The organism is Rubneribacter badeniensis (genome assembly GCF_002899695.1).
Taxonomy (GTDB): domain Bacteria; phylum Actinomycetota; class Coriobacteriia; order Coriobacteriales; family Eggerthellaceae; genus Rubneribacter; species Rubneribacter badeniensis.
On the sequence record NZ_PPEL01000014.1, the window covers coordinates 1 to 25779 of the forward strand.

At 61.4% G+C, this 25779-nt stretch carries 21 protein-coding genes; 3 read left to right on the forward strand and 18 right to left on the reverse strand.

Annotation, left to right across the window (positions count from 1 at the left end; genetic code table 11):
• The first annotated feature begins 351 nt into the window (after positions 1–351).
• Positions 352–561, forward strand: a complete 210-nt coding sequence (locus C2L80_RS04145) for a hypothetical protein (RefSeq protein ID WP_103262706.1) — start codon at positions 352–354, stop codon at positions 559–561.
• Position 562: 1 nt separating this feature from the next.
• Here the strand turns inward: C2L80_RS04145 and C2L80_RS04150 are convergent, their stop codons facing one another.
• The 6 genes from C2L80_RS04150 to C2L80_RS04175 are packed head-to-tail and all read right to left on the reverse strand — an operon-like array spanning position 563 to position 6399.
• Positions 563–1105: a hypothetical protein gene (locus C2L80_RS04150; RefSeq protein WP_103262707.1), complete on the reverse strand. Its 543-nt coding sequence runs from the start codon at positions 1103–1105 to the stop codon at positions 563–565.
• On the reverse strand, positions 1105–1578 hold the full coding sequence (locus C2L80_RS14640) for a Mov34/MPN/PAD-1 family protein (protein WP_103262708.1): 474 nt from the start codon (positions 1576–1578) through the stop codon (positions 1105–1107). The genes C2L80_RS04150 and C2L80_RS14640 overlap by 1 nt, the downstream gene beginning before the upstream one ends.
• Complete coding sequence (locus C2L80_RS04160; RefSeq protein ID WP_103262709.1) at positions 1575–3341, reverse strand: HesA/MoeB/ThiF family protein; 1767 nt, start codon at positions 3339–3341, stop codon at positions 1575–1577. The genes C2L80_RS14640 and C2L80_RS04160 overlap by 4 nt, the downstream gene beginning before the upstream one ends.
• Positions 3338–4438, reverse strand: coding sequence for an SMODS domain-containing nucleotidyltransferase (locus C2L80_RS04165; protein ID WP_103262710.1), 1101 nt, complete (start codon positions 4436–4438; stop codon positions 3338–3340). Before C2L80_RS04165 ends, C2L80_RS04160 begins: the two co-directional genes overlap by 4 nt.
• Before the next feature lie 57 nt (positions 4439–4495).
• Positions 4496–5164: an RloB family protein gene (locus C2L80_RS04170; RefSeq protein WP_103262711.1), complete on the reverse strand. Its 669-nt coding sequence runs from the start codon at positions 5162–5164 to the stop codon at positions 4496–4498.
• Positions 5165–5166: 2 nt separating this feature from the next.
• Positions 5167–6399: an AAA family ATPase gene (locus tag C2L80_RS04175; protein WP_103262712.1), complete on the reverse strand. Its 1233-nt coding sequence runs from the start codon at positions 6397–6399 to the stop codon at positions 5167–5169.
• Between the two features lie 235 nt (positions 6400–6634).
• On the opposite strand from C2L80_RS04175, the gene C2L80_RS04180 reads away from it, so the two are divergent.
• A complete protein-coding gene (locus C2L80_RS04180) occupies positions 6635–8035 on the forward strand; it encodes a helix-turn-helix transcriptional regulator (protein WP_103262713.1) in 1401 nt (466 codons plus the stop codon).
• Between the two features lie 561 nt (positions 8036–8596).
• Here C2L80_RS04180 and C2L80_RS04185 read toward each other — a convergent pair.
• The 7 genes from C2L80_RS04185 to C2L80_RS04215 form a co-directional block, all read right to left on the reverse strand.
• A complete protein-coding gene (locus C2L80_RS04185) occupies positions 8597–9895 on the reverse strand; it encodes a uracil-xanthine permease family protein (RefSeq protein WP_103262714.1) in 1299 nt (432 codons plus the stop codon).
• 39 nt (positions 9896–9934) lie between these two features.
• A complete protein-coding gene (locus C2L80_RS04190; RefSeq protein WP_103262715.1) occupies positions 9935–11275 on the reverse strand; it encodes a uracil-xanthine permease family protein in 1341 nt (446 codons plus the stop codon).
• A gap of 51 nt (positions 11276–11326) precedes the next feature.
• Positions 11327–12295, reverse strand: a complete 969-nt coding sequence (locus tag C2L80_RS04195; RefSeq protein WP_103262740.1) for a molecular chaperone TorD family protein — start codon at positions 12293–12295, stop codon at positions 11327–11329.
• Between the two features lie 160 nt (positions 12296–12455).
• Positions 12456–13316 (reverse strand): dimethyl sulfoxide reductase anchor subunit family protein, encoded by an 861-nt coding sequence (locus C2L80_RS04200; RefSeq protein ID WP_103262716.1) that lies wholly within the window; start codon positions 13314–13316, stop codon positions 12456–12458.
• Entirely contained in the window at positions 13317–13907 is a 591-nt protein-coding gene (locus C2L80_RS04205) for a 4Fe-4S dicluster domain-containing protein (RefSeq protein WP_103262717.1), read from the reverse strand.
• Positions 13900–16875: a molybdopterin-containing oxidoreductase family protein gene (locus C2L80_RS04210; RefSeq protein ID WP_169998982.1), complete on the reverse strand. Its 2976-nt coding sequence runs from the start codon at positions 16873–16875 to the stop codon at positions 13900–13902. Before C2L80_RS04210 ends, C2L80_RS04205 begins: the two co-directional genes overlap by 8 nt.
• Positions 16872–17519: a hypothetical protein gene (locus C2L80_RS04215; protein ID WP_103262719.1), complete on the reverse strand. Its 648-nt coding sequence runs from the start codon at positions 17517–17519 to the stop codon at positions 16872–16874. The genes C2L80_RS04210 and C2L80_RS04215 overlap by 4 nt, the downstream gene beginning before the upstream one ends.
• Before the next feature lie 250 nt (positions 17520–17769).
• Between C2L80_RS04215 and C2L80_RS04220 the strand changes: the two genes are divergently transcribed.
• The gene (locus C2L80_RS04220; RefSeq protein ID WP_103262720.1) at positions 17770–19209 is read left to right on the forward strand and encodes a helix-turn-helix transcriptional regulator; all 1440 of its coding nucleotides are present in this window, start codon (positions 17770–17772) and stop codon (positions 19207–19209) included.
• A 295-nt stretch (positions 19210–19504) separates the two neighbouring features.
• Here C2L80_RS04220 and C2L80_RS04225 read toward each other — a convergent pair whose 3' ends face one another.
• From C2L80_RS04225 to C2L80_RS13830, 5 genes are all read right to left on the reverse strand, one after another.
• Positions 19505–20656 (reverse strand): helix-turn-helix domain-containing protein, encoded by a 1152-nt coding sequence (locus C2L80_RS04225; protein ID WP_103262721.1) that lies wholly within the window; start codon positions 20654–20656, stop codon positions 19505–19507.
• Between the two features lie 734 nt (positions 20657–21390).
• Complete coding sequence (locus C2L80_RS04230; RefSeq protein ID WP_103262722.1) at positions 21391–23064, reverse strand: FAD-dependent oxidoreductase; 1674 nt, start codon at positions 23062–23064, stop codon at positions 21391–21393.
• Between the two features lie 50 nt (positions 23065–23114).
• Positions 23115–23723, reverse strand: coding sequence for a cytochrome c3 family protein (locus C2L80_RS04235; RefSeq protein WP_103262723.1), 609 nt, complete (start codon positions 23721–23723; stop codon positions 23115–23117).
• Positions 23724–23972: 249 nt separating this feature from the next.
• Positions 23973–24656 carry a helix-turn-helix transcriptional regulator gene (locus C2L80_RS13825; protein WP_157941009.1) on the reverse strand — a complete coding sequence of 228 codons (684 nt, stop codon included), beginning with the start codon at positions 24654–24656 and terminating at the stop codon, positions 23973–23975.
• 50 nt (positions 24657–24706) lie between these two features.
• A complete protein-coding gene (locus C2L80_RS13830) occupies positions 24707–25483 on the reverse strand; it encodes a hypothetical protein (RefSeq protein WP_157941010.1) in 777 nt (258 codons plus the stop codon).
• Positions 25484–25779 lie beyond the last annotated feature (296 nt).

Here is a 25779-nt window from a genome sequence, read left to right on the forward strand (position 1 = left end):
TTCGTTTGCTTCAAATACATGACAACCTCGAAGTCCTATATAGTCCTATACCAATATATTACCACAAAAGGCAAGAAAAAATCCTGCTCATGCAGGAAAAAGAAGAAATTATTCATTCAAACTCGGGAAGGCGTGCAGAAGCGCTTGGGGCACGAGGGCGGGCGTTATAATAGACAGGTCACCCTAATCGAATATGTACGTCAATTGCCGGACAGAGGGGCATCTGCCGTTTTGGGTAATTGACGTACATTTCCCAACAGGGTGACAACTGAGGTGGATGCCTCTCATCTTTTGCGACAAGGGGCTTACTATCATCCTTTGCAAACATTTTTGCCTGAAAGGATGTCCCCAATGGCAGCGAACGCAGATTACGCCCCAACCAAGGATATGGTCAACGCTGTGGTCCAGTCCTCCGAGAAGCTGGAGGGTGCAGCACGGCTCATCGCCATGCTCGAGGACAAAGCCGACAACGAACGCATTACTCCTAGCGAACTCGCAGCCGTACGCTGCATCGTAGAGGCCTGCGCGAGAGAACTCGATGAAATCTTAGATTTCACCTAGATCACTGCTCCTGGTTTTTTACATCTTTGCGCGCGAAAGACGTGCTGATGAGAAGTAAAAGGATTTCATTAACCAGTCTTCCTCTGAAGTTAACCACCGAGACATGCTGAAAACGGTTAAGTTTCGCCAGAGACTTTTTATCGATTTCTCCTGGATTCGCGTAAACCAGCACGCCGCAGTCGGAGCATTTGTTGGACACGATTTCTTGCACCCTGTCTGCACCGAGATATCCGTATTCCAAGACGAGAAGTCTCGCGCCTGCTAGGTCGCTTATCTGCCCGTCAGTTTTCTCAAGAATATTTCTCTTTTTGATTATTCCTGAACGCACTACGTCGCTTTTTAACTCCTGACGTGTATTGCTGTCGGCGACAATGAAGACCTTTTTCCAAGCGATGCCTTTTCCAAACCTATACGCTGGTCTGAATAAGCCCATTACCGACAAAGCGACAAAGCCAACTGCCAAAACAATCATAGCAGCAGTACACGCATTGCCAATCAATCCTAATACATTATTAACCATGTGCCCAATCTCTTCCATGTTCATTACCCGCTGCTTACCCTTTCAAGCTTGACTACTCCATTACCTTTTACAATTGATGCAGAATTGAAGTCGTACGGGCTGCTTCTGCCAAAGACTATGAGAATTGGTTCGGGGCAGTTATAGCTCGGTGACCTTGAGATAGCCTGCATCTGACGGATGTCCTGAAAGCTAGGTGTGCAGTTTGTTCCTGGGTGGCAATGCCATTCTCCTAAATAGTATCTTCCAGATATGAATTCTTCATCCAACTCCGCTTGAAGGCCAATTGGCCTTCTTGTGAATGAAAACAATCCGAATAGAGATCGCGGTCCAGGACCGGAGGCGGATAGTATCGTAGCGGTCGAAAGATCGTCCGAATAATTACCGATAAGAATGCCTCCAGTTTCGCCTCTCTTGCGTGACAAGACATACTCCATAATGGAAGTAAAAACACCCTCTGTCATTTCTACATACATGCCATTTGTCGACTTCCAAATCATAGCTCTTCTCGTTCTATCCCCAGCAAAACACCATCTTTGTCGCGCTTGGTTATATATGCATAACTCACCCCTGTTTTGCCTTGCTTGACCAAACAATCCAAGCAGTCGACGACAAGGGAGGCGGCTCTGCTGACATCTGAATTCTTAGCGGGAAAGACGGGCGACCAGCATCCTATGCCCTCCCATGGCATTTTTTCTGACCGAACCAAAGTCGCATCCTCACGCATCATCTGACCATAGGTATCATAATAATTTTTCAAAGAGAATGAATTCAAAGACGAAGCAGAGATGTAAACCTTTTCCGCTGCATACCCGAACGAGCACACAAACAGCTGATGATCTCCGTCTAGCCCGTCGAGAATAGCCAGAACAGATGGAGACGAACTGCAATCGATAATGACGTCGAATCCTTTAAGGCTTTCTGCATTGCTCTCATCTACTGCGCTTCTTCCTTCAAGCTGCCCCATTGGAGTTGCCGCGTTCAACGAAGATGCAACGGCAACGGCCTTGTTACTGCCGACGTCGCAAGTGCGAAGAAGATGACGTGTGGTGTTGCCGATTCCGAAACGATCCGAATCGAAGATGCATAAATCGGTTACACCGCCTCGCACAAGATTATTGGCAACTATGCTTCCCAAGGAGCCGGCCCCAATAAGCGCGACCCGTGAATCGGTCAACTTGTCACATAAGGCTCCTCGTGAATGTATCTGGTCTTTTGCGCAATTGGCGCTAGTGATCCAATCGATTTCAACTGTGGAGGCGAAAGTCTTCTGCCTGTCAACTGTTTTCAATACACTCTTCTTATGCACCCCGCCTTTACCGAATTCTTTTCCCTCAGAAAAAACTGGCATCTTCGCAATAAACCAAGAGAGGGAATCGGGGGCTTTTCCTACTACATTTGCGCAGGGCACACCAATCGCAAGATAGTGCCTTAAGCCGTCTCGCAGCTTTGATGAATTCCGAGCGATGATGCTATCTATATCCAGCCCTTCTTTGTTCGCCCATTCGCGAAGTTCTCCATATGTGTTGGGGGATTGCCAGCAACGGATATGGGGAACCGAGGATGCGATGAACCATATTCCGAGATCATCTTTCTTTTTCGCGTTGCGCTCAATGGTTGTTCCCCAGCCCGTAGCCCGTACGAGATAGCCATCTGCCCCGTAAAAGTCTGAGAGGCATATGTGGCCAAGACCATCATCGATAGTCTCGACGACTCCGTTGCAGCTAGCGGGATGACTGTCCCAAATCATCTTCGAAACTTCATCCTCGCAGTAAAGGACTGACTCGTTTGACCGAATGTTTTGCATGGGAAACTCAAGGTTGTCCCCGGTCTTCATTAGCGAGCCTTCATTTGCCGCTTTAATCCACTCGAGAAATCTTTCCGCATGAGAAAGAAGGGTGAAATCAGCATTCCCCCGCAAAGCCCACTCCGCATTTTCAGTGAAAAGGCAGACGTTTCCCGACCGACAGTATTTCCCATGCTCCTCAAGTCCGTTATTCGATTGATGAGGATAGGTTTCTTCAATGCCGCCATTCAGTGCCGGGTATATTCTTACCTTGCCGTCGGGATAAGCGGGAGAGACGGCGAAGACCCAGGATGAGATTTCGGGGATTCTATCTGCGCTCGCTATCCGAGCAGTGAAGGGGAGGCACCATTCAGCAATCGACTCATCCCAAATCCAATCCTCGGAAACGATTTGGGACGTCAGCTCCTCCAAAGAACGGCGGGCAGAACGAAGTGCCTCGGGAATCTCGTCGTTCATGCAAAATTCGCTTCAGAGAGAATCGTGGCAGCCCCTGCCCTAGCTGTAAAAGCGGCTTTGCTTTCTGATTTCGGAGCAAGTGGGAATTCTGCCCCAAATAACTCTTGCCACTTCTCAGAGGCGACGCGTGCATCTTCGGCGGCAAATGCCTCTCTTGCAAGACAAGATGCCTCGATGACGCATTCGTGGAAGGTTGAGTAATCATCTTGGGAAACCCTAGCCATTACGTCGTTAGGAAGCCCACGATCCAGAAGGATTGGCTTCGATGGGCCCATCTTTGCAATGTTCTCAAGCGTTAGCACAACACCCTCGGCGACGGACTCTATTCCATCAGGGCAACAGTCTCCAATGAGGTGCTCCAAAGGATAGCCTTTGGGATATTTCTTGTCTGGATGTTGCGTCCGCCACCACCATTTAAGCGCTTTTACCACATTCACATAGCGCCCCGAGCACCTTGCGTTTTTGTCGATGGTCCAACCAATTTGACTTAGAGGGTCTGTCCATTCCCAAACATCCGCCTCACGATCAGGAATACGTAGTGCCTCATCCTTCCAGTCGTCCTTTTCCAGGATGTCCCTGATGTTTACTGCGGTTCTTGAGCCATAGGCCTTCGACAATTCCGATGAATCTGCAAAGGACTCGACGTCTAGCGTCGAAAAAACCATATCTTTAAGCGCCTCCGATTTGGACAGGGCCTCGCTCGGTGCTGAAGTCGGAACAAGATCGATGTCAGCACCATCAACATGTATACCCCAAGATCTACCCTGTCGCTCATACTGACCAGGATAGTTTTTATCGAGGAAGCCTTTGAAAAGATCGAGGGCTTCAGCGGGAGTGTAATCCTCTTCATCGATGTTGGTCACCACCACAACATCGACATCAGAACTTTGCCCGGCAGCAGGCTTGATGATGGTAGACCTTCTGTAGCTGCCCTGAAGAAACGTGTTTATCAACATATCTTGGAGACTGGCGTCTGCTTCGAGCTCATCCCTTAAACGGGTATGGGCTTCCACAAGTGTGGCTTTTTGAGATTTAGACAATCTTATGTTCTTGAGAAAATCGTCAAAATATGAGTTCATGTGCGGTGTGCTGGTCATCGGCGCTTCCTTTCTTTTGCTCTTATCGCATTAAGCGACATTCATGAGCCATGGCAGCTAAACTTCTATATATTCGCGCAGGGTTTGTGTGATCTCGTTCAATTGAGTGCATGGGTTCATTTGCGAAGGCCGCAATGCTCCTTGATTTTCATGCCATTTAACAAGTCGGTTTGCATTTGCCTCTGCATTCGCAAGTCGGCTTGACAGATCCGCAAATAGACTCATATCATTTTTCTTGTAGCGGCGACGTAGCTCCTTCTGAAACAACGCATCCGTCTTCGCGATGGCTTCGGCCGATGTCATCTCGGCGGTGGTGTAGCCGAAATGAAGCAACATCCAAACCTCGACACACGGATTCGACCACAGGGGATGGTATGTCGTGGTCTCATCGGAGTTCCGAGCGCATTCACTGACCACGGAGTCGAAATCCTGGAGATCGAAATCGTCGCGGTCGTATGCGAGCCATACGTGGTCATAACCTCCCGACAGCCTGCACTCCCGCAAGGCATAATCGAGCAGGTCGGTCGTGTGCAGCCCGGTGCCCTTCACGACGATGTGGATGCGATTACGGAACTCCGGCTTCAGCGCGTCGCGCATGCCCTCGAAGTACAGGGGCTCGGTTTTCTCGCCCTCGCAGACGACAAGATGGCGCTCGGGCGCCAGGACGCGGTAGCCCTGGCGCCGCCCCGGCTTTCGCCATTCGCTTTTGGATCGATTTCGCGCCATGCTTAGTCCTCCTCCCAATATAGGAGGCGGTTGAGTATGGGGTCGGCTCCGTATCTGCCCGAGAGGTACTGACGGTCGAAAGCCGCGTTCTTGTTCACAAGGTTGCCGTTCGGCTCGTGAATGTCGGACAGTGACCAAAGGGAGCTCTCCTCGTCCTTGCCGCGTGCCGCGAACCAGATCTCGTCGCGACGGAACACGTCGTTACGCATGATGCTGACATCCTGAGAAGTGAACACGAGCTGTGCGCCATTCTTGTTGATGTCGGGATTCTGGAATAGCGTGACGATGAACCTGAGCAGCTTTGGGTGCAGTTTTGAGTCTAGCTCGTCGATGACGAGAAGGTTCCCCTCCTTCAGTGCGTCATCGAGAGCGACTGCCATGCTCATCATCTTGCGCGTTCCAGCGGATTCTTTGTTAAGACGCAGCTCGTAAGGCTTCCCGTTCACGATATGGCGAACCCAGACGCGCCTGTTCTCGAAGTCGTCCTCATCCCCCTCGACTCGGAAGCCGTCGATGTTTATCCCGGTTGCCTTCAGGATGCCGACGACCACGCCCTCGTCTTCCTGCTCAAGTGTTTTCTCAAGGATGAGTTCCTCGAACCGGAAGTCGAAGTTGATGAAACGTACCGAGGCGAGCCACTCTGCAGCCATATCGACGAACTCAATATCGTAGTTTAGGGCCAAGAACGAAAGGTACGGGATGTCTGTGTTGAACGACGTGTTCACCCTCGCACGCTTGAGGGACGACCCGGGCTCTACTTCGTCCCCAGTACGCTCGAACAGAAGAGCAGTCCTCGTGCCGCCGATGTTCTTCCTCGTCAGACTCTCTGCGGTTATCCCCTCGGAATCGAAGGAGAGGGTGTAGCGAAATTCCTGGCCCTTCGTTCTGAAGTAGACCTCGAAATCGGAGGGCACCTGCGAATGCTCGTCATCGAAGTGGAAGGCATCGGTGCCCTTCACCTTGGGGCGCGGGATGTCCTTGGTCACATCATCTCTCCGCGAGAGGAGATAGATGGGGTAGGCAACGGCATCGAACATCCTCTGCATGGCGAGGAAAAGGTTGGACTTGCCTCCGGCATTCGGGCCGTATATAACCGATACGGGAAGAAATGCCTGTCCGTCCTTGTCGTCAATGATCAGGGATTCCCGGAACTCCTTTATGGAAGAAGCCTGCATGTCAAACGTCGTCTCGTCTCTGTATGAGCGGAAATTATCAAATGTGAACTGGCAGAGCATCTTGAACTCCTTTTCGCAGCGATGCGCATTATTTACATCAAATATCAGAACTTTTTTCTGACATTTGCGGATTATACATCCATATTGTGCACTATTCAAGCTGTCTTTTGGGTTAGGCGTTGATTTGTGGCGAAGTCGATCGATGCGCCCTATTGGCGTGTTTCGCGTGGTCGGGGAATATCGTTTGCTTTAAGATGGGCGAACGGATTTGCGCGAGGCGAAGGAGGGGCGCTGCATGGGCGAGGGCAAGCGTGTTGGCAATGGCCTTGCGGGGTGGAGCGGTTGGTGCCTCGGCCTGTGCCTTGTCGTGTCGTTTTCGAACGTGGTCAGCTTGCAGCTGGTGGGCGCGCCGTCGGATGCGGCGTCGCTTGCGCTGGCGGGAGTTCCGTCTTTGGCGAGGATCGGGGCGTACGGCGCTTTGGCGGTGCTGGCGAAGCGCGTGGGAAGCGTGCTTGGGCGCCGCCGGCTGCTTTTGCTCGCGGGCGTCGCGATGTCGGTTGGCGCGGCGGGGGCGGCGATGATGCCTCCGTGGGCCGCAACGCTGTGCGCCGTCGTCCTCAACGTGGGGTTCGCCGTGCTGTATTTGGGCTGGATGGAGCTGTACGCCCAGTTCGACACGTCCCATGTGCTGGTGTTCTTCACGTTGGCGCATTTCTTCTCCGCGCTTTTGACGTTTCTGGTGTGCCTGATAGAGCCGTTTCCGGTGGTGGTTCTTGCGACTATCCTCATGCCGGCGGCCTCGCTGCTGGCGCTTTGCCGGGCGGACCGTCGCACGAAGGAGGTTGCGTTTCGCCAGGGCGAGCGGCAGCGCGCGGGTTGGACCATTTCGGTGCGTCCGCTTGTGCTGTTGGCCGCGTTCGGGTTCTCCAACGCGGTGATTCGCGGGTTCCTTGGGGCGCAGGACCGGGTGACCGTGCTTTTCGGCGTGTGCGTTGCCGCCGCGTGCGTCCTCGTCGCGGCGCTGGCGCGCAAGGGGATGATCGAGATCAAGGCGCTGTACCAGATGGCGGTTCCCGTGTTGGTGGCGGGCGCGCTGCTCGTGCTCATGGGGTACGGGTGGAGCGGCGTGGCGGCGGCGTTGTGCTCGAACGCGGCGTTCACACTGTTCTCGGTGTTCGTGACGGTGGTGTTCTGCGGCATCTCGTACCGTTACGGGGTGAACGCTGTGTGGATGTTCGGCATCACGCAGGCGAGCCTTTCCCTTGGCTCGTTCGCCGGCAAGGCCGTCTCGGCGCTGGGCGCGCCGCTTTTCGCCGATCCCGAGGTGCTTGTGGCGACGATAGCGGTGCTGGTCGTTGCGTTCGTGGCGTTGTCGATGGTGCTTGTGTCCGACCGCGACTTCACAACGACCTGGGGCGTAGCCAGCCGCAACGAGGGTTCGGGGGCGCTTACGGTGCTCGACGAGGAGGAGCGCACGGCGCGAGCGTGCGCGCGGGTGGCGCAGCGCTACGGCCTGACGCGCCGCGAGGAGGAGGTGCTCGTGCTCATGATGCGCGGCTACACGCTTGCGCGCATCGGGGAGGAGCTGTACGTGGCGGACTCAACGATGAAGACGCATTCGCGGCACATCTACCGGAAGGTGGGCGTGGGAAACCGCAACGAGCTTCAGGAGTTCGTTGCGGCGCGTCGGGGGTGAGGCGGGAAGCGGAAGGAGTGACAGGGGGAGAGTGACAGGAGAGTGACAGGAGGACGGGGATAACGTCAGGAGAGTGACAGGAGGACGGGGATAACGTCACCCTTCGAAGCGCCGGCCGGTCCGCGCCAACGGGTTCTTGCCGGTGGGAGGGTCTTTCCGAGGCGCCGGCGAGTCCCCTCCGGCGGTCCGACTTGGCCCGCGTCGGCGGCGATCAAACAATGAGCAAAAGGATCATGGACAAAACGGGCCCTGATCCACATGAATTCAAGCGAAATCAGGCCGATTTGGGCCCCTTTCAAGAAAACATGCGGGAAGGCCACTCGTTTCCCCAGGTAGCCGACTTGCAGTTTTGATTATCCTCATATGAGGATGTGGATTAGAGGCCGTTTTGTCCAGAAGGGCCGCCGCCCTTCGCCAAACCAGCATTGGCATAGGCCAGGTCGGGCTGCAGGACAAAGCCCCGCCGGCACGGGTCCGGTCCGATCGCTGGGCGGGGCCTGCGGGCGGGGGTTCGACCCGGCATCGTGCGAGCGCGCTCATGCCAACGCTGGTTTCATATGCCTAACGGAGAAAGCGGGCCTTCGATGCGCGGGTAGGTTGCGGGTCGGCGTTTTTGATCGCTCCCTTGGGCAGAACCAGGTTCAGCGTTATGCCCAGCAGCGCGGCTGCGGCCAGGCCGGGCAGCGAGTAGTCGCCTATAGGGATGCCTGCGCCAAGCGCCTGCATGCCCACGCCCACGACGATGGGGGCGCAGACAACCGTGACGGTGCGGTTGTCGGAAAGGTCGATGCCGTTTTCCACGAGCATCTTCAAGCCATTGCAGGCGATGAGGCCGAAGATGATGATGGACACGCCTCCGATGACTGGATCGGGTATCGTGCCAACGAGGGCGCCGAGTTTCGGGCAGAACCCGCCCACCACCAGCGCCGCGCCCGCCGCGTACCAGAAGATCTGCGTCGCGTACACGCGCGTCACACTCATGACCCCTATGTTCTCGGCAAAGGTGGTGGCGGGCGGGGCCCCAAGGAACCCCGCCGCGACGGTGGCCAGGCCGTCTCCCAAGATGGAGCGATGCAGAATGGGGCCGTAATCAACACCTGTCATCTGTCCGATGACAAACAGGTGGCCTATGTGTTCGATGACAACAACGAGCGCGATGGGCGCCACCAGAGCGATGGCGCCTAAGTCGAACGACGGGAACGTAAACTCGGGCAGCCCAAACCACGGCGCCTGCGCCACTGCGGAGAAATCGACCAGTCCGAAGACGCATGCGAGCGCGTACGCCACTGCCGCCCCCGCAAGGACGGGAATGGTGCCAAGTAGTCGTTTGCCGAAACAGGTGCAAGCCACCACGACCAGCAGCGCCACGAAGGCGACGGTGATCTCCTGCCAAGGTCGCGGGTTGCCCGCGCCGTCAAGGAATGCTTCGCTCACGGCTGTGGCGGCAAGCCCGCACCCGATGACGATGATGATGGCGGCCATCACGGGGGTTGGAACGAGCGCGTCGATCCAGCGGGTGCCCACCCTCCAAATGACGAACGCGATCACGGCGAACACCAGGCCGGCCGCCACGATGCCCGACCCCACTCCCGACGGCCCGCACACCGCCGACGCCGCGACGATCGGCCCGATGAACGAGAACGAGGGACCTAAGTAGCTGGGGATCCTCTGCTTGGTGCACAGCAGGTAGATGATGGTGCCCAGGCCCGAGCACATCACGGACACCGATGGCGAGAACCCCATGAGCAGCGGCACGAGCACCGTCGCGCCGAACATCGACAAGAAGTGCTGCAACCCTAAGGCGCACGCTTGCGGCGCCGGCAGCTTCGCGTCGACCGGAATGGCTTTTCGTTCGCTCATGCTCGTCCCCTTCGCATCGGTGTCGCGAATCATGCTCGATCAGCGCGTTGTCTCGCTCGCAGCCCTGTCCGCAACTTTGCCTGCGACCTTGCGCACAGCTTCGCCTGCGGTCTCGCCCGCAGCATCGCCGGCTTCGTCCTCCTTGGGCAGCACCAGGTTGAACACGACGGCCAAAATGGAGGCCAGCAGCAGCCCCGGCAGGTTGAACGACCCCAGCGGAATGGAAACGCCCATGGTCATCATGCCGATGCCGGGAATGAGCGAGCCGGCGGCTATCATGAGGTTGCGGTTCTTGCTGAAATCCACCTTGCTGTCCACAAGCAGCGACAGCCCGTTGCCGGCGATGAGGCCAAACAGCATGAGCGAGACGCCGCCCAGCACGCAGGTGGGAATGGTGTTGATGAGCATGGCCAGCTTGGGGCAGAAGCCGCCGAGCACCAGCGCGAAACCGGCGGTGTACCAGAACACGCGGGTGGAGTACACGCGCGACACGCCCATGATGCCGATGTTCTCGGCGATGGAGGTGAGGGCCGGGCCGCCCAGAAAGCCCGAAACTGCGGTGCCCAGGCCGTTGCCCAGAAGCGATGCGGCCAGCTTGTCGTTGTAGTTCTCGCCGGTGATGTTGCTCACCACCAGCAGATGCCCGATGTGCTCCACGATAACCACGAACGCGATGGGCCCGATGACGAGGATGGCGTTGAGGTCGAACACCGGCAGCGTGATGTTGGGAAGCCCGATCCAAGCCGCTTCGCTCACCGGGGAGAAGTCGATCATGCCGCAGGCGAACGCCACGACGTACCCCACGATGATGGCAAGCAGGATGGGGATGGTCTTCAAGAAGCCCTTGCAGAAGCTGGAGAACGCGACCGCCGCCAGGAACGTGACGAACGCCACGAGGCAGCCCAGGCCGTCGAACTCGCCCGTGCCGTTGTTGAGCACCATGTCCACCGCCGTGGCCGACAGGCCCACGCCGATGACCACGATGATGCAGCCCGACACCGCAGGGGGCAGCACCACGTCGATCCACTTCGTTCCCACCAGCTTCACGATGCCGGCTACTATCGCGAACACCACGCCCACCGCCACGATGCCGCAAAGCGCCGCCTGAATGCCCGAGACGGCCGTGATGACCGCCATCGGCGTGATGAACGAGAACGACACGCCGAAGTAGCTGGGAATCTTGTTCTTCGTGCAGATGAGGTAGATGATGGTGCCCAGACCGGTGCACATGATGGCCAGCGCCGGATCAAGCCCCATGAGCACGGCGGGCAGGATGGCGCCGCCTCCCACGAACGCCATGAGATGCTGCAGACTCAGCGGTATCGCCTTGCCAAGCGACAGCTTGTCGGAGACGCCGATAACGTCTTGTTTTGGTTGCATTGTTCCTCCTTGTTGTCGGTTTTTCCGTCGCTCCCGCATGGTGCGACGCTTTTAACGGTGTTTCAGAGACAGGGCCTGGGTGGGGCACGCCTTGACGCACAGGCCGCAGCCGGTGCAATCCGCGCGGATGCGCGTCGTGCTCATTTCGAACGGATCGAGGCCGCGCGGGCAGGCGGCAACGCAGCGCGAGCACGTGTCGCCGCGTTTGCGAATGCACCGGCCGCGCCGTATGCGCACGCGGCCGTCCGAGGCGCGAGAATCCGAGGCGCGAGAATCCGAGGCGTGAGGCATCCCGGGCGTGGTTGGAGGCGTCTCCCACCAGGCAAGGTCGAAGGGTTCTTCCGGCGCGCCCAGATCGGCCAGCATGTCGTCGAGGGCGGCGGCGTCAAGCGCGAAGAACCCGCCCGCCGCATCCAGCGCTCCGCAGTAGAACGGCTCGTCCACGATGCGCGCGGCCAGCTTGGCGAAGTGCTCGTACCAGCTGAGGATGTGGCTGCGCAAAAACGCGCGCTGCAAACGCAGGCTCTCGCACGTCTTGTCAACGTCTCCTGCGGAAAAGGACGCGGCCGTTCGCTGCGCCATCGCGGCCATGAACTCGCATAGGAAGGCCAGGTGATCTTCGGGCAGGTCGATGCCCGCATCCAGCTTGAGCGCCTGCTTCTTGAACACGTTGAGCACCTTGCCGCGCGCTGCGCCCATAAGCTGCTGGCTCTCGCCTTGATGCGCGCTCTCGTAGGGTAGGGCCATGCGGCCGCCTATGCTCTGGACGCCGTGGAAGGCCGACGTGTAATCCCGCGCCAGCGCCTCGCGCGTGCCGCTGTCGCACGCTTGCAAAAAGCGCGCCATCTCGCGCAGCCCGTGCTCCGCGCGGGGGCTGCCGCAGGCGAGCGCGGGCAGGTTGGCGCGGGTGAGCGCATCGAGGTCGGCCTGCGACAACGGCGCGGCGAACAGTTTCTCTATCAGGCGGTACATTGCGCTGCGCCCGCTTTGGGCTTGGGCGAACTCCTGAGGGTCGATCATCGGGGTCTCCTTGTGCGTTCGGAGGGGACGGACGGGGCGTTTTGCAAGATGGGGCGGGGTGGTTCGCAGGAGGGTGCCGCGTGCGTTGTGGGATGGGACCCGCGCACCTTACGTGCTCTGCGGAATGCGGACAGGTGCTAAGGGGCGGGCTTTGCGTGCGTCAGCAGTTGAGGATGGCGCTGCGCCGGGCTTGCGCGTCGTCGAAAAACGACAGGAATGCCACGCCGGTCTGCCACATGAGCACGCGCAGGGAAAGCCCGCCGGCAAGCGTGAAGGCTGCACCCGCTGCCGCTGCCGCAATGAAGGCCGGCGACGAAGGGTCCAAGAAAGCGGCAGCCGCCGCGCACGCAACCGAGGCCGCCATACCGCACGCGACGATGCCTCCCCACAGCGTGAGCGCATGCCGCCGCGCCTCCGCAAGGCCCAGGTGAGCCAGGTAGACGGCGAGCGTCGCCACGGAAGCGAGCACGCATACCCCCGTGATCCATGAAATCACGGCCAGTTCCCGCGCCTCGCCGGAAAGCGCGGCTATGACCAGGTACAAAAACCCGCCCGCCGCAAGCGCCGTGCCCGTGTAGGCAAGCGGCAGCTTGACGGTGTTCCACGCGGGCTTCGAGGAGATGAGGTAGCCGTGCCCCGTCGCGAACGCCAGCCCCAGGCCCGAGACGATACCCGCCAGCCCCACCGCCAGCCGTGCGGCCTCGCTGCCGCCGAACCAGCACAGCGCCAGGTACGCGACCATGAGCACGCCGGTGACGCCCAGCATGATGAGCTCCACCGAGATGCCCGAGAACGAAAGCAGGTGCGTGACGGCGGCGAAGGCGTGCTGCGGACGCGCCAGGTGCAACACCGAGCAGATGCCGCCGACGGCGATCAGCGCAAGCGATGCCGCAGCCACGACACCGGTCGCGCCGACGCCCTCTCCCAAAGCGTTGGCCGCGCTCGCGAAGGCGAACGCGCAACCGCCGGCCCCCGCCAGAAGCGAGAACAGCACGAGCGGCCATTGGATCTTGGGCGTCATTTACACCAACTCCTTCCAGGAAGCATATGCGGGCGAGAGGATGTAGCGTGTGAGCGGATGCTCGTTTTGCGGCTCAGGCAGCATGTGGATGCACGAAGCGTCGTATTTCGCCAGTTCGCGCGATACGTCGGAGTCGGGGTCGTCCAAATCGCCGTAGAAGCGCGCCCCGCCCGGGCAGTTGTGCACGCAGGCGGGCTTGGACGATCCGTCGGCCGTGAGGTGCTGGCAGAGCGTGCACTTCTTGGCCACGCCCTCGGCTTCATCGAAGCTGCGCACGCCGTAGGGGCAGGCGTAGAGGCAGTACTGGCATCCGATGCACTTGCTTTTGTCTATCTGCACGGTGCCGGTTTTCGGGTCGCGGTAGCTGGCGCCGGTGGGGCACACGCGCACGCAGTTCGCGTTTTCGCACTGCTGGCACTGCACGGGCAGGTTGTAGCGCTCGATGTTCGGGTAGGTGCCGGTGGGTCCCACCTGCATCACGCGGTTGTAGAAGATGCCGAGCGGAAGGTCGTGCTCGAACTTGCAGCTGACGATGCAGCTGTCGCAGCCGGTGCAGCGGTCCAAGTTCACGACCAGGCAGTTCTTAGGCATGGCGGAACACCTCCTGCGTGTTGTCCTGGGTGTGTAACGTGGGCATGAACGGCTCGAACTCGTGCGGCTCTGTCCAAATGCCCTCGGGCTTCTCCGCTTTCCGCACGTTCACGCGGTAGCCGCGCCAGCTGGCCGATGCGAACGTGGGGTTCACCACGTCGTCGCGCGCCATGAGGTTCACGTTGCACTGACGCCAGCCGCCGCTGAAGTTCTTCTGCGTCTTGTCGTAGCTTTCGGGGAAGTAGAACCGCTCCATCATGACCACGCCGGGACGCACCCCTTCGGTGAGGTAGGCCCGCCCCCGCGTGCGGCCGCGGCGGCTTGAAAGCTCCACCCAGTCTCCGTGCGCCACGCCCAGCTCGCGCGCGTCGCGCGGGTTGAGGCGCACGTCGGGCACGGGGATAAGCTCGCGGCTGTAGGGCGCGTTGCGCAGCGTGGAGTGGTGGTAGTGCGCTATACGGCCCGTGGTCAGGTAGAACGGATAGTCCGGGTCGTCTTGCAGCATGTTTTCGCTCTGCTCTTTGTACGTGCACACGGCGTCGTACTCCAGCCATTCGCCGTTCGGGCCCGTCTGCTCGTAGGGGAAGTGGTAGGGAAACCCCGTGTGCCCGTTCATGACGGCCATGGTCACGTACGGTTCGCACTTGCGCGAGAGCGTGGCGAATCCGGCCGGCAGCCCGTCGTCTGCGATGTCGAGGTACTGGTAGAACTGGTACAGCTCGTCGATGGGCACGGTGAGGGTGTGGTCCTCCGAGTGCTTCACCGCTTGCTCCCAGTCGTCCACGCCGAAAAGCTTTGCCCAAACGGGGTAGATGTCCTCTTTGGTGCGGTAGGTGCCGTTGAACTGGAAATCGCGGTAGAGGATCTTGTCGCTGCCGCCCAGCTTCTCGCACACCTTGTCCACCAGCTGCGTCACCACGATGAACGGGTCCGCCGTCTCGCCCAGATGCACGATCTGCTTGCGCATGAACGTTTGGTTGAACTGCGTGACGGTTTCCGTGCCGTGTTCGAATTCGAGCCATTCCTGCAAGGGCAGGAACAAGTCGGCGTCCTCGATGGTGGTCGAGGTCATGTGCGGCTGCTGATGGATGCAGTAATCGAGGGTGGCGTAGGCTTCGTTCCATTCCTCGCCGTGGCCCATCACGCAGTACTTGTTGCCCGATTGCTCCCAGCGTACGGCTATCTTGTACGGCTCGCCGGTTTTGAGGGCGCGGCGCACCGGCGCAAGCTCGTTGAGCTGCCATTGGTGCACGGCCTTGTGCTTGTCGGATCCCAGGCGCGCCATCTGGTAGTCCACGAACTGCCTTTGTTTGGCCAGGCCATCTACGCCCTGCTCGTTTAAGCGTTCGACGGCCGCCTGGCTGCGACGGAGGTTCTCGTTTTCGGTCAGGCCCACGGTCCAGCCTACGCCGAACGTTTCTTGGTAGGGGCGGTCGCACCAAAAGAGCGTTGGGCGGGTGGTGTGGCGCGACGCGGGTTTCTGCTCGGTCAGCACCACGCCGGGCTTGTCCACCTTGCCGCATAGTATGTCGAGCGCCATGGTGCCAAAGATGAAGTTGGATGACAACTCGCTCATGTCGGCGAACTGACCGGTGCCGATGCCCGAGAGCGTGGTGGCGTACAGCTTCACCGCCCGCTCGATGGTGTCCGCGTCGACCCAGGTGACCTGCGCGGTTTTCTCAAGCGTCCATTCCTGGCAGGCTTCCCATTGAATCTGGCCGCCCGTTTTGCACAGGCGCCCGTTCACCTCAGCCTCGCAAAACACCACCGGGTCAACCGGCGAGTCTTTTGGCAGGCTGAACGGGAAGGGCTGCACGGAGTTCGTGCGCGCGTCGAAGCACACGTAGGCCGGGGTGTCGTAGACGTCGTTGGGGTCGGCTGCGGGGTTGACGTAGTCGGGCCACACCTCCTCCGCTTTGAGGGGAAGTCGTGTGTCGGGGTCGATGAGGAAGGGGTAGTTCGTCCAGTACTTGCAGAACTGTTCGTCGTAGAGTTTGTTCGCGATGATGTAGTGGAACCATCCCAGCAGCATGGCGATGTCGCTCATGGGGCGCACGGGCAGCCAAATGTCGGCTTTGGCGGCCTCCTCGGTGAGGTACGGGTCCACCACGATGGTCTTCACGCCGCGCTCGCGCATGTCGGCGTTGGCGCGGGCCGCGTAGCCGGCGCCCGAGGCGCTTGTCTGCGCGCCCCACAGCACCACGCACTCCATGGTGGGATGCCAGGCGTTCCACATCTCGCGGGCGTTGTTGCCCTCGTGGCGGTTGTTCGACCCGCCGTGCATCCACTGGCCGGCGCAGTCGGCGGGCAGGTAGCACTGGCAGCCGCCGGCCGATATGCACACCGGCGCGCCGAGCGCGTCTTGCGTCACGCGTTGGAACACGTTGCCGTAGGTTCCGCCACCGCCGGCGCCCACCATGATGGAGTAGGGGCCGTACTTTCTGATGGCGAGCGCCATCTGGGTGGCGGCCAGGTCAAGCGCCTCGTCCCAGCTGATAGCCTCCCATTCGTTGGTGCCGCGCTCTCCCACGCGCTTCATGGGATGCAGCACGTGGCGCGGGCTGTACACGAGGTGCAGTTGGTTGAGGCACTTGGTGCAGATAGCCCCCTTCGAAAGCGTGCCGTCCAGGTCGCCCTCTATCTTCACGGCCACGCCGTCCTCGGTGCGCACCCATACCGGGCAGCAGTTGTAGCAGTTGTGGCAGCAGGTGTGGTGCATGCGCACGTCGGTGCCCGAAGACGCGTAGGCTTCGTCTGCGTCCCGCAAGGCGGCGGGTCCTGAAAGCTCCCATGCCTGCGTCGCGTCGGCGATGTCTGCCAGGTTGCGGTACGCGGGCTGCTCGGGGGCATCGTGCGCGGAGGCGTTGCCTTGCGCGGAGGCGGCGTTGGCCTGCGCAGGGGCGGTGCGCTTGCGGGCGCCTTGCGCAGAGGCGGCATCCCGCGCACGGGTGGCATTGGTTTTCGTCATGCGGTCCTCCTCTCCTCGGTTTCGTCCGCGCCCTCGCGAGGCGTGCGGGCTGTACGCTCGTTCAAAAACGCCGCTCCCTCCGGCGTGAGCGTCCATCCCTCGTCCCAGACCAGCCCGTAGGCCGCCTCCAACTTCGCCAGCAAGGCGCTGGGAAACGCCGGCAGGCCGGAAAGCTCGTTGTGCGAGGTGAAGGAGGGAAACGCCCTCATCGCCTCTTCGACGTCCGGGTACTCCCGGGGCGTGCGGCACAGTTCCATGATGGTCGTGTAGGCGCCTTGGCGTTCGGGGTCCTCGTCGAACAGGGCGCGCAGTTGCTCGCTTGGCCGCATGCGGTCGGCCGCGCCCGCGCCCGCGTCGGTGGTGCGCAGCGTGCGGTCCTTCCCGCACTCAAGCGCGCCTGCGTTTACCAACATGCGGATGATGCTCGCCTGGCTCTGGTCGCTGTAGCGGAATTCCGGATACGTCGCCATCTCGCGCTCCATGTCGGAAAACGCGCGTTGTGTGCGACAGTGCTCCAAAGTCTTGCGCATGATGTGGATGAAGGATCCGCGCCGGTGCACGGTTTTCCATGCGCGTTCCGTGCGATCTTCAAGGCTTGCCGGGTTTGTCGGATCGGCCGTTTCCGGTGTCCGGGTTGTCGTCATGGGCGCCTCCTTGGTTCTCGTTCGTTTGTTTGCCCGTCGTGTCCGTAGGCGACGAGCACGTTATGGTTTGGGAAGCTTTCGGGGTATCGTCAAAGTGGTGGAACGTGCGAACGGGGTATACATCAAAACGTCGATTTTTGTGTTTACGCAGTTCATCAGGCTGATATGGAGCAGCGCGATTTCGGGCGCGGCGTCGGCTGGCGCGATTGGGCGCTGCTATAATCGAGCGTGACGAAAGGGGGACGAGGCAATGGAGATAAGGCTGGGGAAGGCGTTTCCCGTGCGGTTGTTCGGATTCTCCCTTTTTTGGACGTGGCTGTTTTTGGTGGCGGTGTCGCCCTCTCCGCTATTCGGGTTGCTGCGCGGCGTGGGCGACACGCCGTTCGAGGTGTCGGAGGTCGGCTTTCGCGTGGCGTTTCTGGCCTGCGCTGCGCTGTTTTCGAAGCGTTGGGCCAATCCGGTGGGCGTGCGTGCGCTGTCGGGCGCGTGCATTGTGGCCGGCCCTCTGTCTGTAGTGGCGCTTCTGTTTGCGCGCGGTCCCGTTGCGGTGACGGCGGCGGGCGCGTTGGCGGCTGTTGCGGACGTGGCGATGTTTCTGATGTGGATGTGCTTTTTCGGCTATGCGAAGCTGGGCGAGACGGCGTTGCTTTTGGCGCTCTCCTACGCGTTCGGCTCGCTTTTGTGCCTGTTGGCGGTGGCGTTGGGGGATGCCGTCATGATGCTGTTCGCGGTCGTTTTGCCCGTGGCGTCCGCGCTGGCGTTTATGTTGTCGACGCGCTACTCGCTCGATCAGGGCGGCGAAGTGCTGTTCGGAAGCGTCGGGCAAGATGCGCCCGCCCGACCGCGTTCTCCTTCCGTCGCGCGCCTTACCTTGGCGCTGCTTTTGTATGCGTTTGCGTTCGCGCTTTACTCGTGCCGCACGGCAACGTCCGAATTCGGGTTGGCAAGCGGTCCTTTGCTGCAGTGCGTGGGGAGCCTCGTTGTGGCGGGCGTGGTTGTGGGCTCTTTGCGCGGGGGCAGGCGAGGGGCGGGGCTCTATCTGGTCTACCGAGGCGTTCCCGTGCTGTTCGCGGCGGGGTTCGCGCTGTTCGCCCTGATGTCCGAAACGTTGGGCGTGGCGGCGGGGCTGTGCGTGATGACCGCGTATTTGCTGTTCGAGGTGCTTTCGCTCAACGATTATTGCAACGTGGCGAAAACCAACGACGCTTCGCTTGCGCGCTCCATGGCGTTCGTTCGTTTCGCCATGTCAGCGGGCATGCTTGCCGGGTGGCTTTTGGGGGTGGCGATGGTGACGCTCATGCCCCAAGGCGTGCCGCCGGAGCTGGTTTCAATCGCAGGGTTCATGGTGGTCGTGGTGGCCTCCACGCTTGTGTTCACCGACAAGTTGGCCGAGGAGCTGCAGGGTGTTGCCGGCGACCGAGCGCTGCAGGAACAGGCTGAGCGCGCTCCCGATAGGACCGAGTTCATCTCCCGATTCGCTGCGGGAAACGGCCTGTCTGGCCGCGAGGCCGAAGTGCTGGGCTACCTGCTGGCCGGACGCACCACCCAGTACATTGCGGAGAAGCTGTTCATCGCCGATTCCACCGCGCGAACCCATGTGCATAAGATCTACGCCAAGACCGACACTCACGATCGCATGGACCTGCTGGACAGCTTCGAGCGGTTCTACGAGGCTCATCGGGGGTTGTGACAGGAGGACGGGGATAACGTCACATTGGGATGTGCCCCAATGTGACGTTATCCCCGTCCTCCTGTCCTGTCACTGTCCTGTCACCCTCTCCTGCAGCATCTTTGAGTGCATGCCGTGAAGGTGCGGCGGTGGTGCGTGCTTGCGGTTGTCTCGCGAGCGCGCGTCTGGGTCGGCGATCGCAGTCTTGCACAACGTCTTCTGAGCTTGCATGAGCGCTGGAAAGCTGGTCAGCATGCCGACCAGCTTTCCAGGCCGGTTGCGGCTGCCGGCCCGGACGCGCTTGCGCCGTTCCCGGCTACCTGCGTGGACGCGCGTCCGGACCGGCCTTGCGCTCTTCCGCATCGCGGACCCAAGGGTCGTTCGCGTCGGCGTCCTCGCAGGCGTACTTGAGCCAAGCGTCCTCTTTGCGCGCTTCGGCCACCCAGTCCTCCTTCGACTTCGTCAGCACGCTGCCGACGATGCACACGATGCCGCACAGGATGCCGCCCACCACAAACGCGATCCAGCTGACGGCGAAGCCGCCCTGCCCGCTGCGGATGGCGTCCTTCAACTCCCATTTGTCGAAGCCGCCTCCTGCGGCCATCTGGTCGGACAGCGGCACTATGCCCCACACCAAGAATACGATGAGGGCCAGCAGCATGATGACGCCGCAGAGTGCGCCCATGACAGATTCGGCGCGCACCGCTCGGGGCGTTTTGGTGGCGACGGTGGGAGGCACCTCGGCTCCGAGGTCTTGGCGGTGAGCGATGTAGGTGAATTCGGAGAGGTCGTACTTCGACTTCTGCATGCAGGTCCAGGTGATGATGCCCGCAGCTGTGGCTATCATGAGCAGAAACGCTGCGGTCACCAGGCTCTCCAGCATTTCATCGGCGGATGAGGCGCTGTTTTCGGGGGTGAGGGCAACCAGCAGGATCACCCCGGCGAAGATGAGCGCCACGCCCACGGCGATGAGGGCGGGGTAGCGGCTGCCGAAGCGGTTGAGCACCTCGGCGGAGTAGCGCGGCTCGATGGCGGGGTTGCGGCGCTTGAACTCGCTGTGGCTCAGGCCGGCGACGATGCCTAAAGTCACGGCTGCGACCACGCACAGCATAAGAGCCGCTGCCTGCAGGTTCTCCGGCGTGCCGAGAGCCTCCAGCACCTGTTGCGCGCTCACGCTGAAGATGGCGCATGCGACGCCGATGGCGACGGATGCGCTGTAGCGGTTCATGTGGCGGTCGTAGCGCTCGGTGTCGTTTTCCTTGGCAATATGGACGCTGCCGCGCATGAGGTCGTCCATGCTCACATGGAACAGGTCGCACAGCGCAAGCAGCTTGTCCATCTCCGGGTAGTTCGTTCCGGCTTCCCATTTGCTCACGGTCTGGCGTGACACGCCCAGCTGCTCGGCAAGGCCCTCCTGCGTGACGCCGTAGTGCTGGCGCAGGTAGACGAGGTTTTCGGCGAAACTCATACGGGGTTCCCTTCTGTTATGCTCGGTTGCATGATACCCGAAGCGCGCCTCGGCCGCGGCGACGCCTCGCGGCCCTATGATGCCCGCGCGTCCCCGCCCGCTCCACCAACTTGGGCGCGCGTTTTGGCCTTTTTCGCGCACGCTCAGGTTGCGGAGGCGTGAACTGGGGGTTTGTGGGGGCGGTTTGCGTAATGTTGGGAACGCCGACGGGTTGGTTGCCGGGCGCGCGGGGGGAGGTGGGGTGCGGCAGCGGGCTTCGGGCCGCGAAGCCGTCCGGCTGCGGGGCGAGGTGGCGAGAAATCACCGAAGTCGGAAGGTTCTCGCCGCTTGTTGCGGGCCGGTCCGCGAAGAGGAGGAGGCTGTCTTCCTGCGACCAGGCATTATGCGGGCGACACTCGAGCGGATGCTCCCAGCGCGTGCGCGAGCTTTCCGACTTCGGTGATTTCTTGCCATTCGGAAGCGGTCCGGGCGGATAGGGCGGTGTCGACGGCGGGTCGGCGTCAGAAGAGATGCTGGTGGTAGGGGGCGACAGCGTGAGGGGTTGGCGGGAGAGGGCCGTCGGCAAAGGGCGGCTACCGGCTCAAGGACGCTGCCAACAGGGGGTCGCCAACGGAAGAGGTCGCCAGTAGGAGAGGGCCGTCGGCAAAAGGACGTCGCCGACAAAGAGGCGCCGCCGGCGGGAGGGGCCGCCGGCGGCGCAAGAGGGGGAGAGGGATTCGGCTTTCGTGCGCGTTTTACGCCTCGGAAGCGTCCCACGGTTCGAGGGCGCAGGCGTGGCGGGCGCCGATGCGGCCCCACACCATGTTCTCGGCGTTGTTGCCGCCCGATATGCCGTAGGTGTGCGCGGCGAAGTTGCCGAAGCACCCAGCCGCGTACAACCGGGGAATGGGCTTGTCGTTCACGTCGAGCACCTGCGCGTGCTCGTTCTTCTTCGGGCCTCCAAGGGTCGAGCAGCCGCCGGGGTAGATGGGCCAGGCGTAGTAGGGAGGGTTCTCGAGGGGCAGCAGGGTTTCGGCCGGGCGGCCGAACTCGGGATCGCTCCCCGAGGCGCAGCATGCGTTGTACTGGTCGATAGTGGCCTTGAGCGTCTCCGCGTCCATCATGCCGGGGTCCACTTTCCGCATTTCCTCGACAAGCCCTTCAACGGTGTCGGCCGTTTTGAGCCATCCGCGTTCAAGTTCGGCTTTGTTGTCCTGGCTCCATCCGGGGAAGCGGCCCACCTCGTCGGGCAGCGCGGACGAGTACATGCCGCGGGCGAGCTTCGCCGAGGGGTCGGGGCCGAGCTGTCCTGCGTCGAAGGCGGTTTGGTCGATGATGGCCCAGGTGGGGATCAGCGGGAAGTCGCAGATCTTGTCGTCGAACCTGAGGTACTCGTGCCATCCGACGTGCGGGCTGCTGCTGGCCTTCTCGTTGCGCCAGCGCTTTCCGGTGCGGTCCACCCAGATGTAGTTGTCGGCCTTGGGGCTGAGCTGGATGGCGTAGGGGTACTCCTCGTCGTGGAAGTTGGGATTGGCGCCGCCTATCATGCAGTTCATGTGCCACAGCTGCGCGCCCACGTCCTGCACCATCTTGATGCCGTCGCCAGTGTTGTACGGCCAGCCGTAGAAGCCGAGCGCCGGGTACACTTTGAGGTGCTCGTTTTTCAGGTCCTCGTTGAACTCGAAGCCGCCGATGGTCATCATCGTGGCCTTGCGGGCCTTGATGGCGATGCGCTTGCCGTCGTAGTCGGCCCAGCAGCCGAGGATCTCCAGCGTGTCGGGGTTCTGGATGAGCTCTTCGTTCTCCACGCTGAACAGCACCTCGATGCCAAGCTCTTGGCGATGGGCGTCCATGATGTTCCAAAAGTTCATGCCGTAGCCCTCGATGGCGCCGATCTCCATGGAATCCGCGCCGGGCAGGAAGGGGTACTCGCAGCTTTCGGTGTAGCGGCTGGCCAGCGTGCCCTCGTTCTGCTGCCACGGCAGGCCCCACTTCGTGGCGTACTCGCCGTTGCGCACGGCCTCCTTCGCCCAGGCGTCGGCCATGACGTCGGGCGTGAGCCCGCGGCTGAACGACTTGATGTAGGTGGCGCAGCCCTCCTCGTCCACGGGGATGGTGAACTCGCCCAGGTTGATGGCCGAGTTGCCGCCGCCGCGCACGGGCGCTTTCTCCAGGATGAGGACTTCCGACTGCCCTTCGTCGGCGGCGGTCAGGGCGGTCCACATGCCCGCCCCTCCGTAGCCGATCACCAGCACATCGGTCTCGTAGTCCCAGCTTTCGGGCATCCAGTCAGGTTGTTGTCCGGATGCGCTCTCGGCGTCGGCGGCGCAGCCGCCAAGCGCGGCCGTGGCTACAAGCCCGGCTCCGGCCGCAGCGGCCCCTTTCAGAAACGAGCGTCGCGAAACGTTGTTGGTCGTGGTGGTTCCCATAATGCTCCTCCTTGTTGTTGCGATCCCGCCGACGGGGGGGGTCGCGTTCTTTAGCTGTGGCAGGTGCCGCACTCGAACACGCCGGCGTGATGGCACGAAGCGCAGGTGCTCTCTGCCTCTTCGAGCGCGGATGCGGCCTCGTGGGACGTGTGGCAGTCGATGCAGGCAAGGCCGTCGTGGTCGGGGCTGGTCGGCAGTGCGTGCGGGTTGACGGCGGTGCCTTTGTCGTCGGCAATCGTCACGTCGGTCGTTTGGGCCGCGATGGCCTCGCGGCTGCCGTGGCAGGCCAGGCAGGCGGCATCATCGACATCGCTCGCTTGGAGCCTGGTGGCGGGCGTGCCTGACGCGCCGTTTTTGTGGGCGGCGGTCAAGCTTTGCTCGTTGGCGTGGCAGTCGGCGCAGACGTAGCCAAGCTGCGCGTGCGCCTGCGCAAGGCACCCCGGGGCCTCGGCGGACGACGCTTCCTTTTCGTGACATGCCGCGCAATCGGCATCGGGCGACCAGTTTGCGGCCGTTTCTGCGCCGTCGCTTGCAGAGGCGGCTGCCGCGTCCTGGTCGGTGGATTGCGAGGATGCTTGCGGAGCGCATCCGGCGAGCGCAAGGACGCCCGCAAGGCTCAACGATGCGCCCAAGGCGATGAGCCCGACTCGGTTTCCCATGAACTTCCCTCCTCTCGTTCGTTCGCGTTCCTGCGATGCTCATGAAACGACGCGGCAGGCGGAAGGAAAACTGCTCGAACGGTGGATTTTCGCCGGAACATGAGTCCTCTACCCAGGAGGTAGAGGCAACGGGAGAAGGTAGAGGCGGGAACGAATGAGGGGCGAGGGCAGGAACGGGGCGGGAGTGGGAGCAGGGCAGGAGCGGGAACGGGACGAGGACGGGAACAGGAGCGGGGCAGGAGCAGGGCGCTACGCTCCCGCGAACTCCTCTATGATGTCGAGGAGCTCCTGCTGGGAGTGGACGTTCATCTTCTGGTAGATGTGGATGATGTGGGAGTGCGCCGTGCCTTCGCCGATACTCAGTTTGCGGGCGATGACGCTTTGCGTGCGCCCTTGGGCGAGCAAGAGGAGCACTTCGCTCTCGCGAGCGGTGAGTCCGGCGTTTCGGGACGCTTCGGCGCAGCGTTGCGCGAGCGTGGGCGTTTCAGGCGGGTTGCGCTTGGCGGGGAGCGGCAGGACTTGGGCGATCAGCCGCTCTGGGAGGATGAGCATCGTCACCACGGCGAGCGCGAACATAGCCGCGCAGACGACGAAGGTCGGATCAAGAACCCCGGACGACAGCGCGTCGATCAGAGCGCCGTGCAGGCCGACGCCAAGCCCCATCCCTCCGAAATTCGCCGCCATGCCCAGTCCCAGCGTTTGCCAGGAACGAGGGCGATGATCGTGGGCCAATCCCACGATCACGCACCAGAACAGCACGTCGAACAACTTGTATCCCGAGGCGGCGGCGAACGAGGCGAACGGCGTGTGCTCGCCAGGCAGCACAAGCATCAGCAGCAAAGACCCGAACAGCACCGGGAACGAGAGCCGGTACAAGCTCATGCGGCTGATGCGCCCCCGCAAGACGACGGCGCAGAGCAGCGCAAGCGTCACGCCCGCGTTCGCCAGGTTACGCGCCGATTGGAACCCTTCTCCAGCTGCCGTCAGGAAGGGAGGCAACGAGGTGTTGACCAGGTTGAACACAAGGGTGAATGCGAAAATCGACAGGCAGAGCCTCCCGAGGTGCGGCGGATCCGTCCAGGGGGGGGGGTGGTCTTGTCTTTGCCCTCCTGTGCGATGCTCCAGGTTCCGGCGTCGAAGCCTCGGTAAAGAAGCGCGAACGACCCCAAGGGCAGCACGACGAACGCGAGCAGTGCGGTTTCGGCGGAATCGCCGAAGCGCGAAAGGGCGGTGAGGATGGCGGCGAACAGCATAGCGCATACGGTGTGGAGGTCGGTGCGCGCAGGCGACAGCGAGGCCATCTTGTCTCCCCAAAGCGTTTGCGCAAGTCCGGCCCCTATGCCGACGAAAGAAAGGCCGATTCCCGCGGGAAGGCCCCATCCTGCTTCGATTCCCGCGTAGGTCAGAAGAACTCCCAGGATCGAAAACGCTCCCGCCGCAAGAAGCGAGAACGTGCGAACCTGCGGCGAGGGGGCCTTTCGCGAGGCGATGCACAGAACAAGGCAGGCGGTTGCTCCGGGAAGGAAGAACCAAAGCCTCTCATCCACGTTGATGGCGAGCAGACTCGGCACGGGCAGCGCGAACACAAGGGAGATCCAAGCCCGGCACAGACCGAACCCGAGAAAATCCCAGTCGAACGTGTGAGTGGAAAAAAGCGTTCGCGCTTTAGGCAAGGTGCGCATAAATCCCCATCCCCTTGATGCGGCAGAAGCGTCATCGCGCCCCATCGGAAATGGCGATGAGGGCGTTGCTTCTGCCATTATGGCCGAGATGGGGGAGCGTGGCAAATGGCGGGGGGGTGCGAGTTACATTAATCGGGAAGAGCGCCGTTGCTCCGGCGAGGAGGAGGGCCTCGGCATCCCCGGGGGCCGCGGCGCGCGGGGCGGGGCGCGGCAGTGGGCTTCGGGCCGCGAAGCCGCCCGGATGCGGGGCGAGGTGGCGAGAAATCACCGAAGTCGGAAGGTTCGCGCCGCCCGTTGCGGGCCGGCCCGCGAAGGGGAGGAGGCCGTCTTCCTGCGACCAGGCATTATGCGGGCGGCATCCGGGCGGATGCGCC

What these genes read in the sequence shown, in the direction of transcription:
- C2L80_RS04215 (WP_103262719.1), bottom strand. Translation starts at nt 17,519, where the DNA reads ATGACGACAACCCGGACACCGGAAACGGCCGATCCGACAAACCCGGCA.
- C2L80_RS04165 (WP_103262710.1), bottom strand. Translation starts at nt 4,438, where the DNA reads ATGACCAGCACACCGCACATGAACTCATATTTTGACGATTTTCTCAAG.
- C2L80_RS04160 (WP_103262709.1), bottom strand. Translation starts at nt 3,341, where the DNA reads ATGAACGACGAGATTCCCGAGGCACTTCGTTCTGCCCGCCGTTCTTTG.
- C2L80_RS13830 (WP_157941010.1), bottom strand. Translation starts at nt 25,483, where the DNA reads ATGGCAGAAGCAACGCCCTCATCGCCATTTCCGATGGGGCGCGATGAC.
- C2L80_RS04210 (WP_169998982.1), bottom strand. Translation starts at nt 16,875, where the DNA reads ATGACGAAAACCAATGCCACCCGTGCGCGGGATGCCGCCTCTGCGCAA.
- C2L80_RS04145 (WP_103262706.1), top strand. Translation starts at nt 352, where the DNA reads ATGGCAGCGAACGCAGATTACGCCCCAACCAAGGATATGGTCAACGCT.
- C2L80_RS04195 (WP_103262740.1), bottom strand. Translation starts at nt 12,295, where the DNA reads ATGATCGACCCTCAGGAGTTCGCCCAAGCCCAAAGCGGGCGCAGCGCA.
- C2L80_RS04205 (WP_103262717.1), bottom strand. Translation starts at nt 13,907, where the DNA reads ATGCCTAAGAACTGCCTGGTCGTGAACTTGGACCGCTGCACCGGCTGC.
- C2L80_RS04170 (WP_103262711.1), bottom strand. Translation starts at nt 5,164, where the DNA reads ATGGCGCGAAATCGATCCAAAAGCGAATGGCGAAAGCCGGGGCGGCGC.
- C2L80_RS14640 (WP_103262708.1), bottom strand. Translation starts at nt 1,578, where the DNA reads ATGATTTGGAAGTCGACAAATGGCATGTATGTAGAAATGACAGAGGGT.
- C2L80_RS04230 (WP_103262722.1), bottom strand. Translation starts at nt 23,064, where the DNA reads ATGGGAACCACCACGACCAACAACGTTTCGCGACGCTCGTTTCTGAAA.
- C2L80_RS04175 (WP_103262712.1), bottom strand. Translation starts at nt 6,399, where the DNA reads ATGCTCTGCCAGTTCACATTTGATAATTTCCGCTCATACAGAGACGAG.
- C2L80_RS04225 (WP_103262721.1), bottom strand. Translation starts at nt 20,656, where the DNA reads ATGAGTTTCGCCGAAAACCTCGTCTACCTGCGCCAGCACTACGGCGTC.
- C2L80_RS04180 (WP_103262713.1), top strand. Translation starts at nt 6,635, where the DNA reads ATGGGCGAGGGCAAGCGTGTTGGCAATGGCCTTGCGGGGTGGAGCGGT.
- C2L80_RS04220 (WP_103262720.1), top strand. Translation starts at nt 17,770, where the DNA reads ATGGAGATAAGGCTGGGGAAGGCGTTTCCCGTGCGGTTGTTCGGATTC.
- C2L80_RS04190 (WP_103262715.1), bottom strand. Translation starts at nt 11,275, where the DNA reads ATGCAACCAAAACAAGACGTTATCGGCGTCTCCGACAAGCTGTCGCTT.
- C2L80_RS04185 (WP_103262714.1), bottom strand. Translation starts at nt 9,895, where the DNA reads ATGAGCGAACGAAAAGCCATTCCGGTCGACGCGAAGCTGCCGGCGCCG.
- C2L80_RS04200 (WP_103262716.1), bottom strand. Translation starts at nt 13,316, where the DNA reads ATGACGCCCAAGATCCAATGGCCGCTCGTGCTGTTCTCGCTTCTGGCG.
- C2L80_RS04150 (WP_103262707.1), bottom strand. Translation starts at nt 1,105, where the DNA reads ATGAACATGGAAGAGATTGGGCACATGGTTAATAATGTATTAGGATTG.
- C2L80_RS04235 (WP_103262723.1), bottom strand. Translation starts at nt 23,723, where the DNA reads ATGGGAAACCGAGTCGGGCTCATCGCCTTGGGCGCATCGTTGAGCCTT.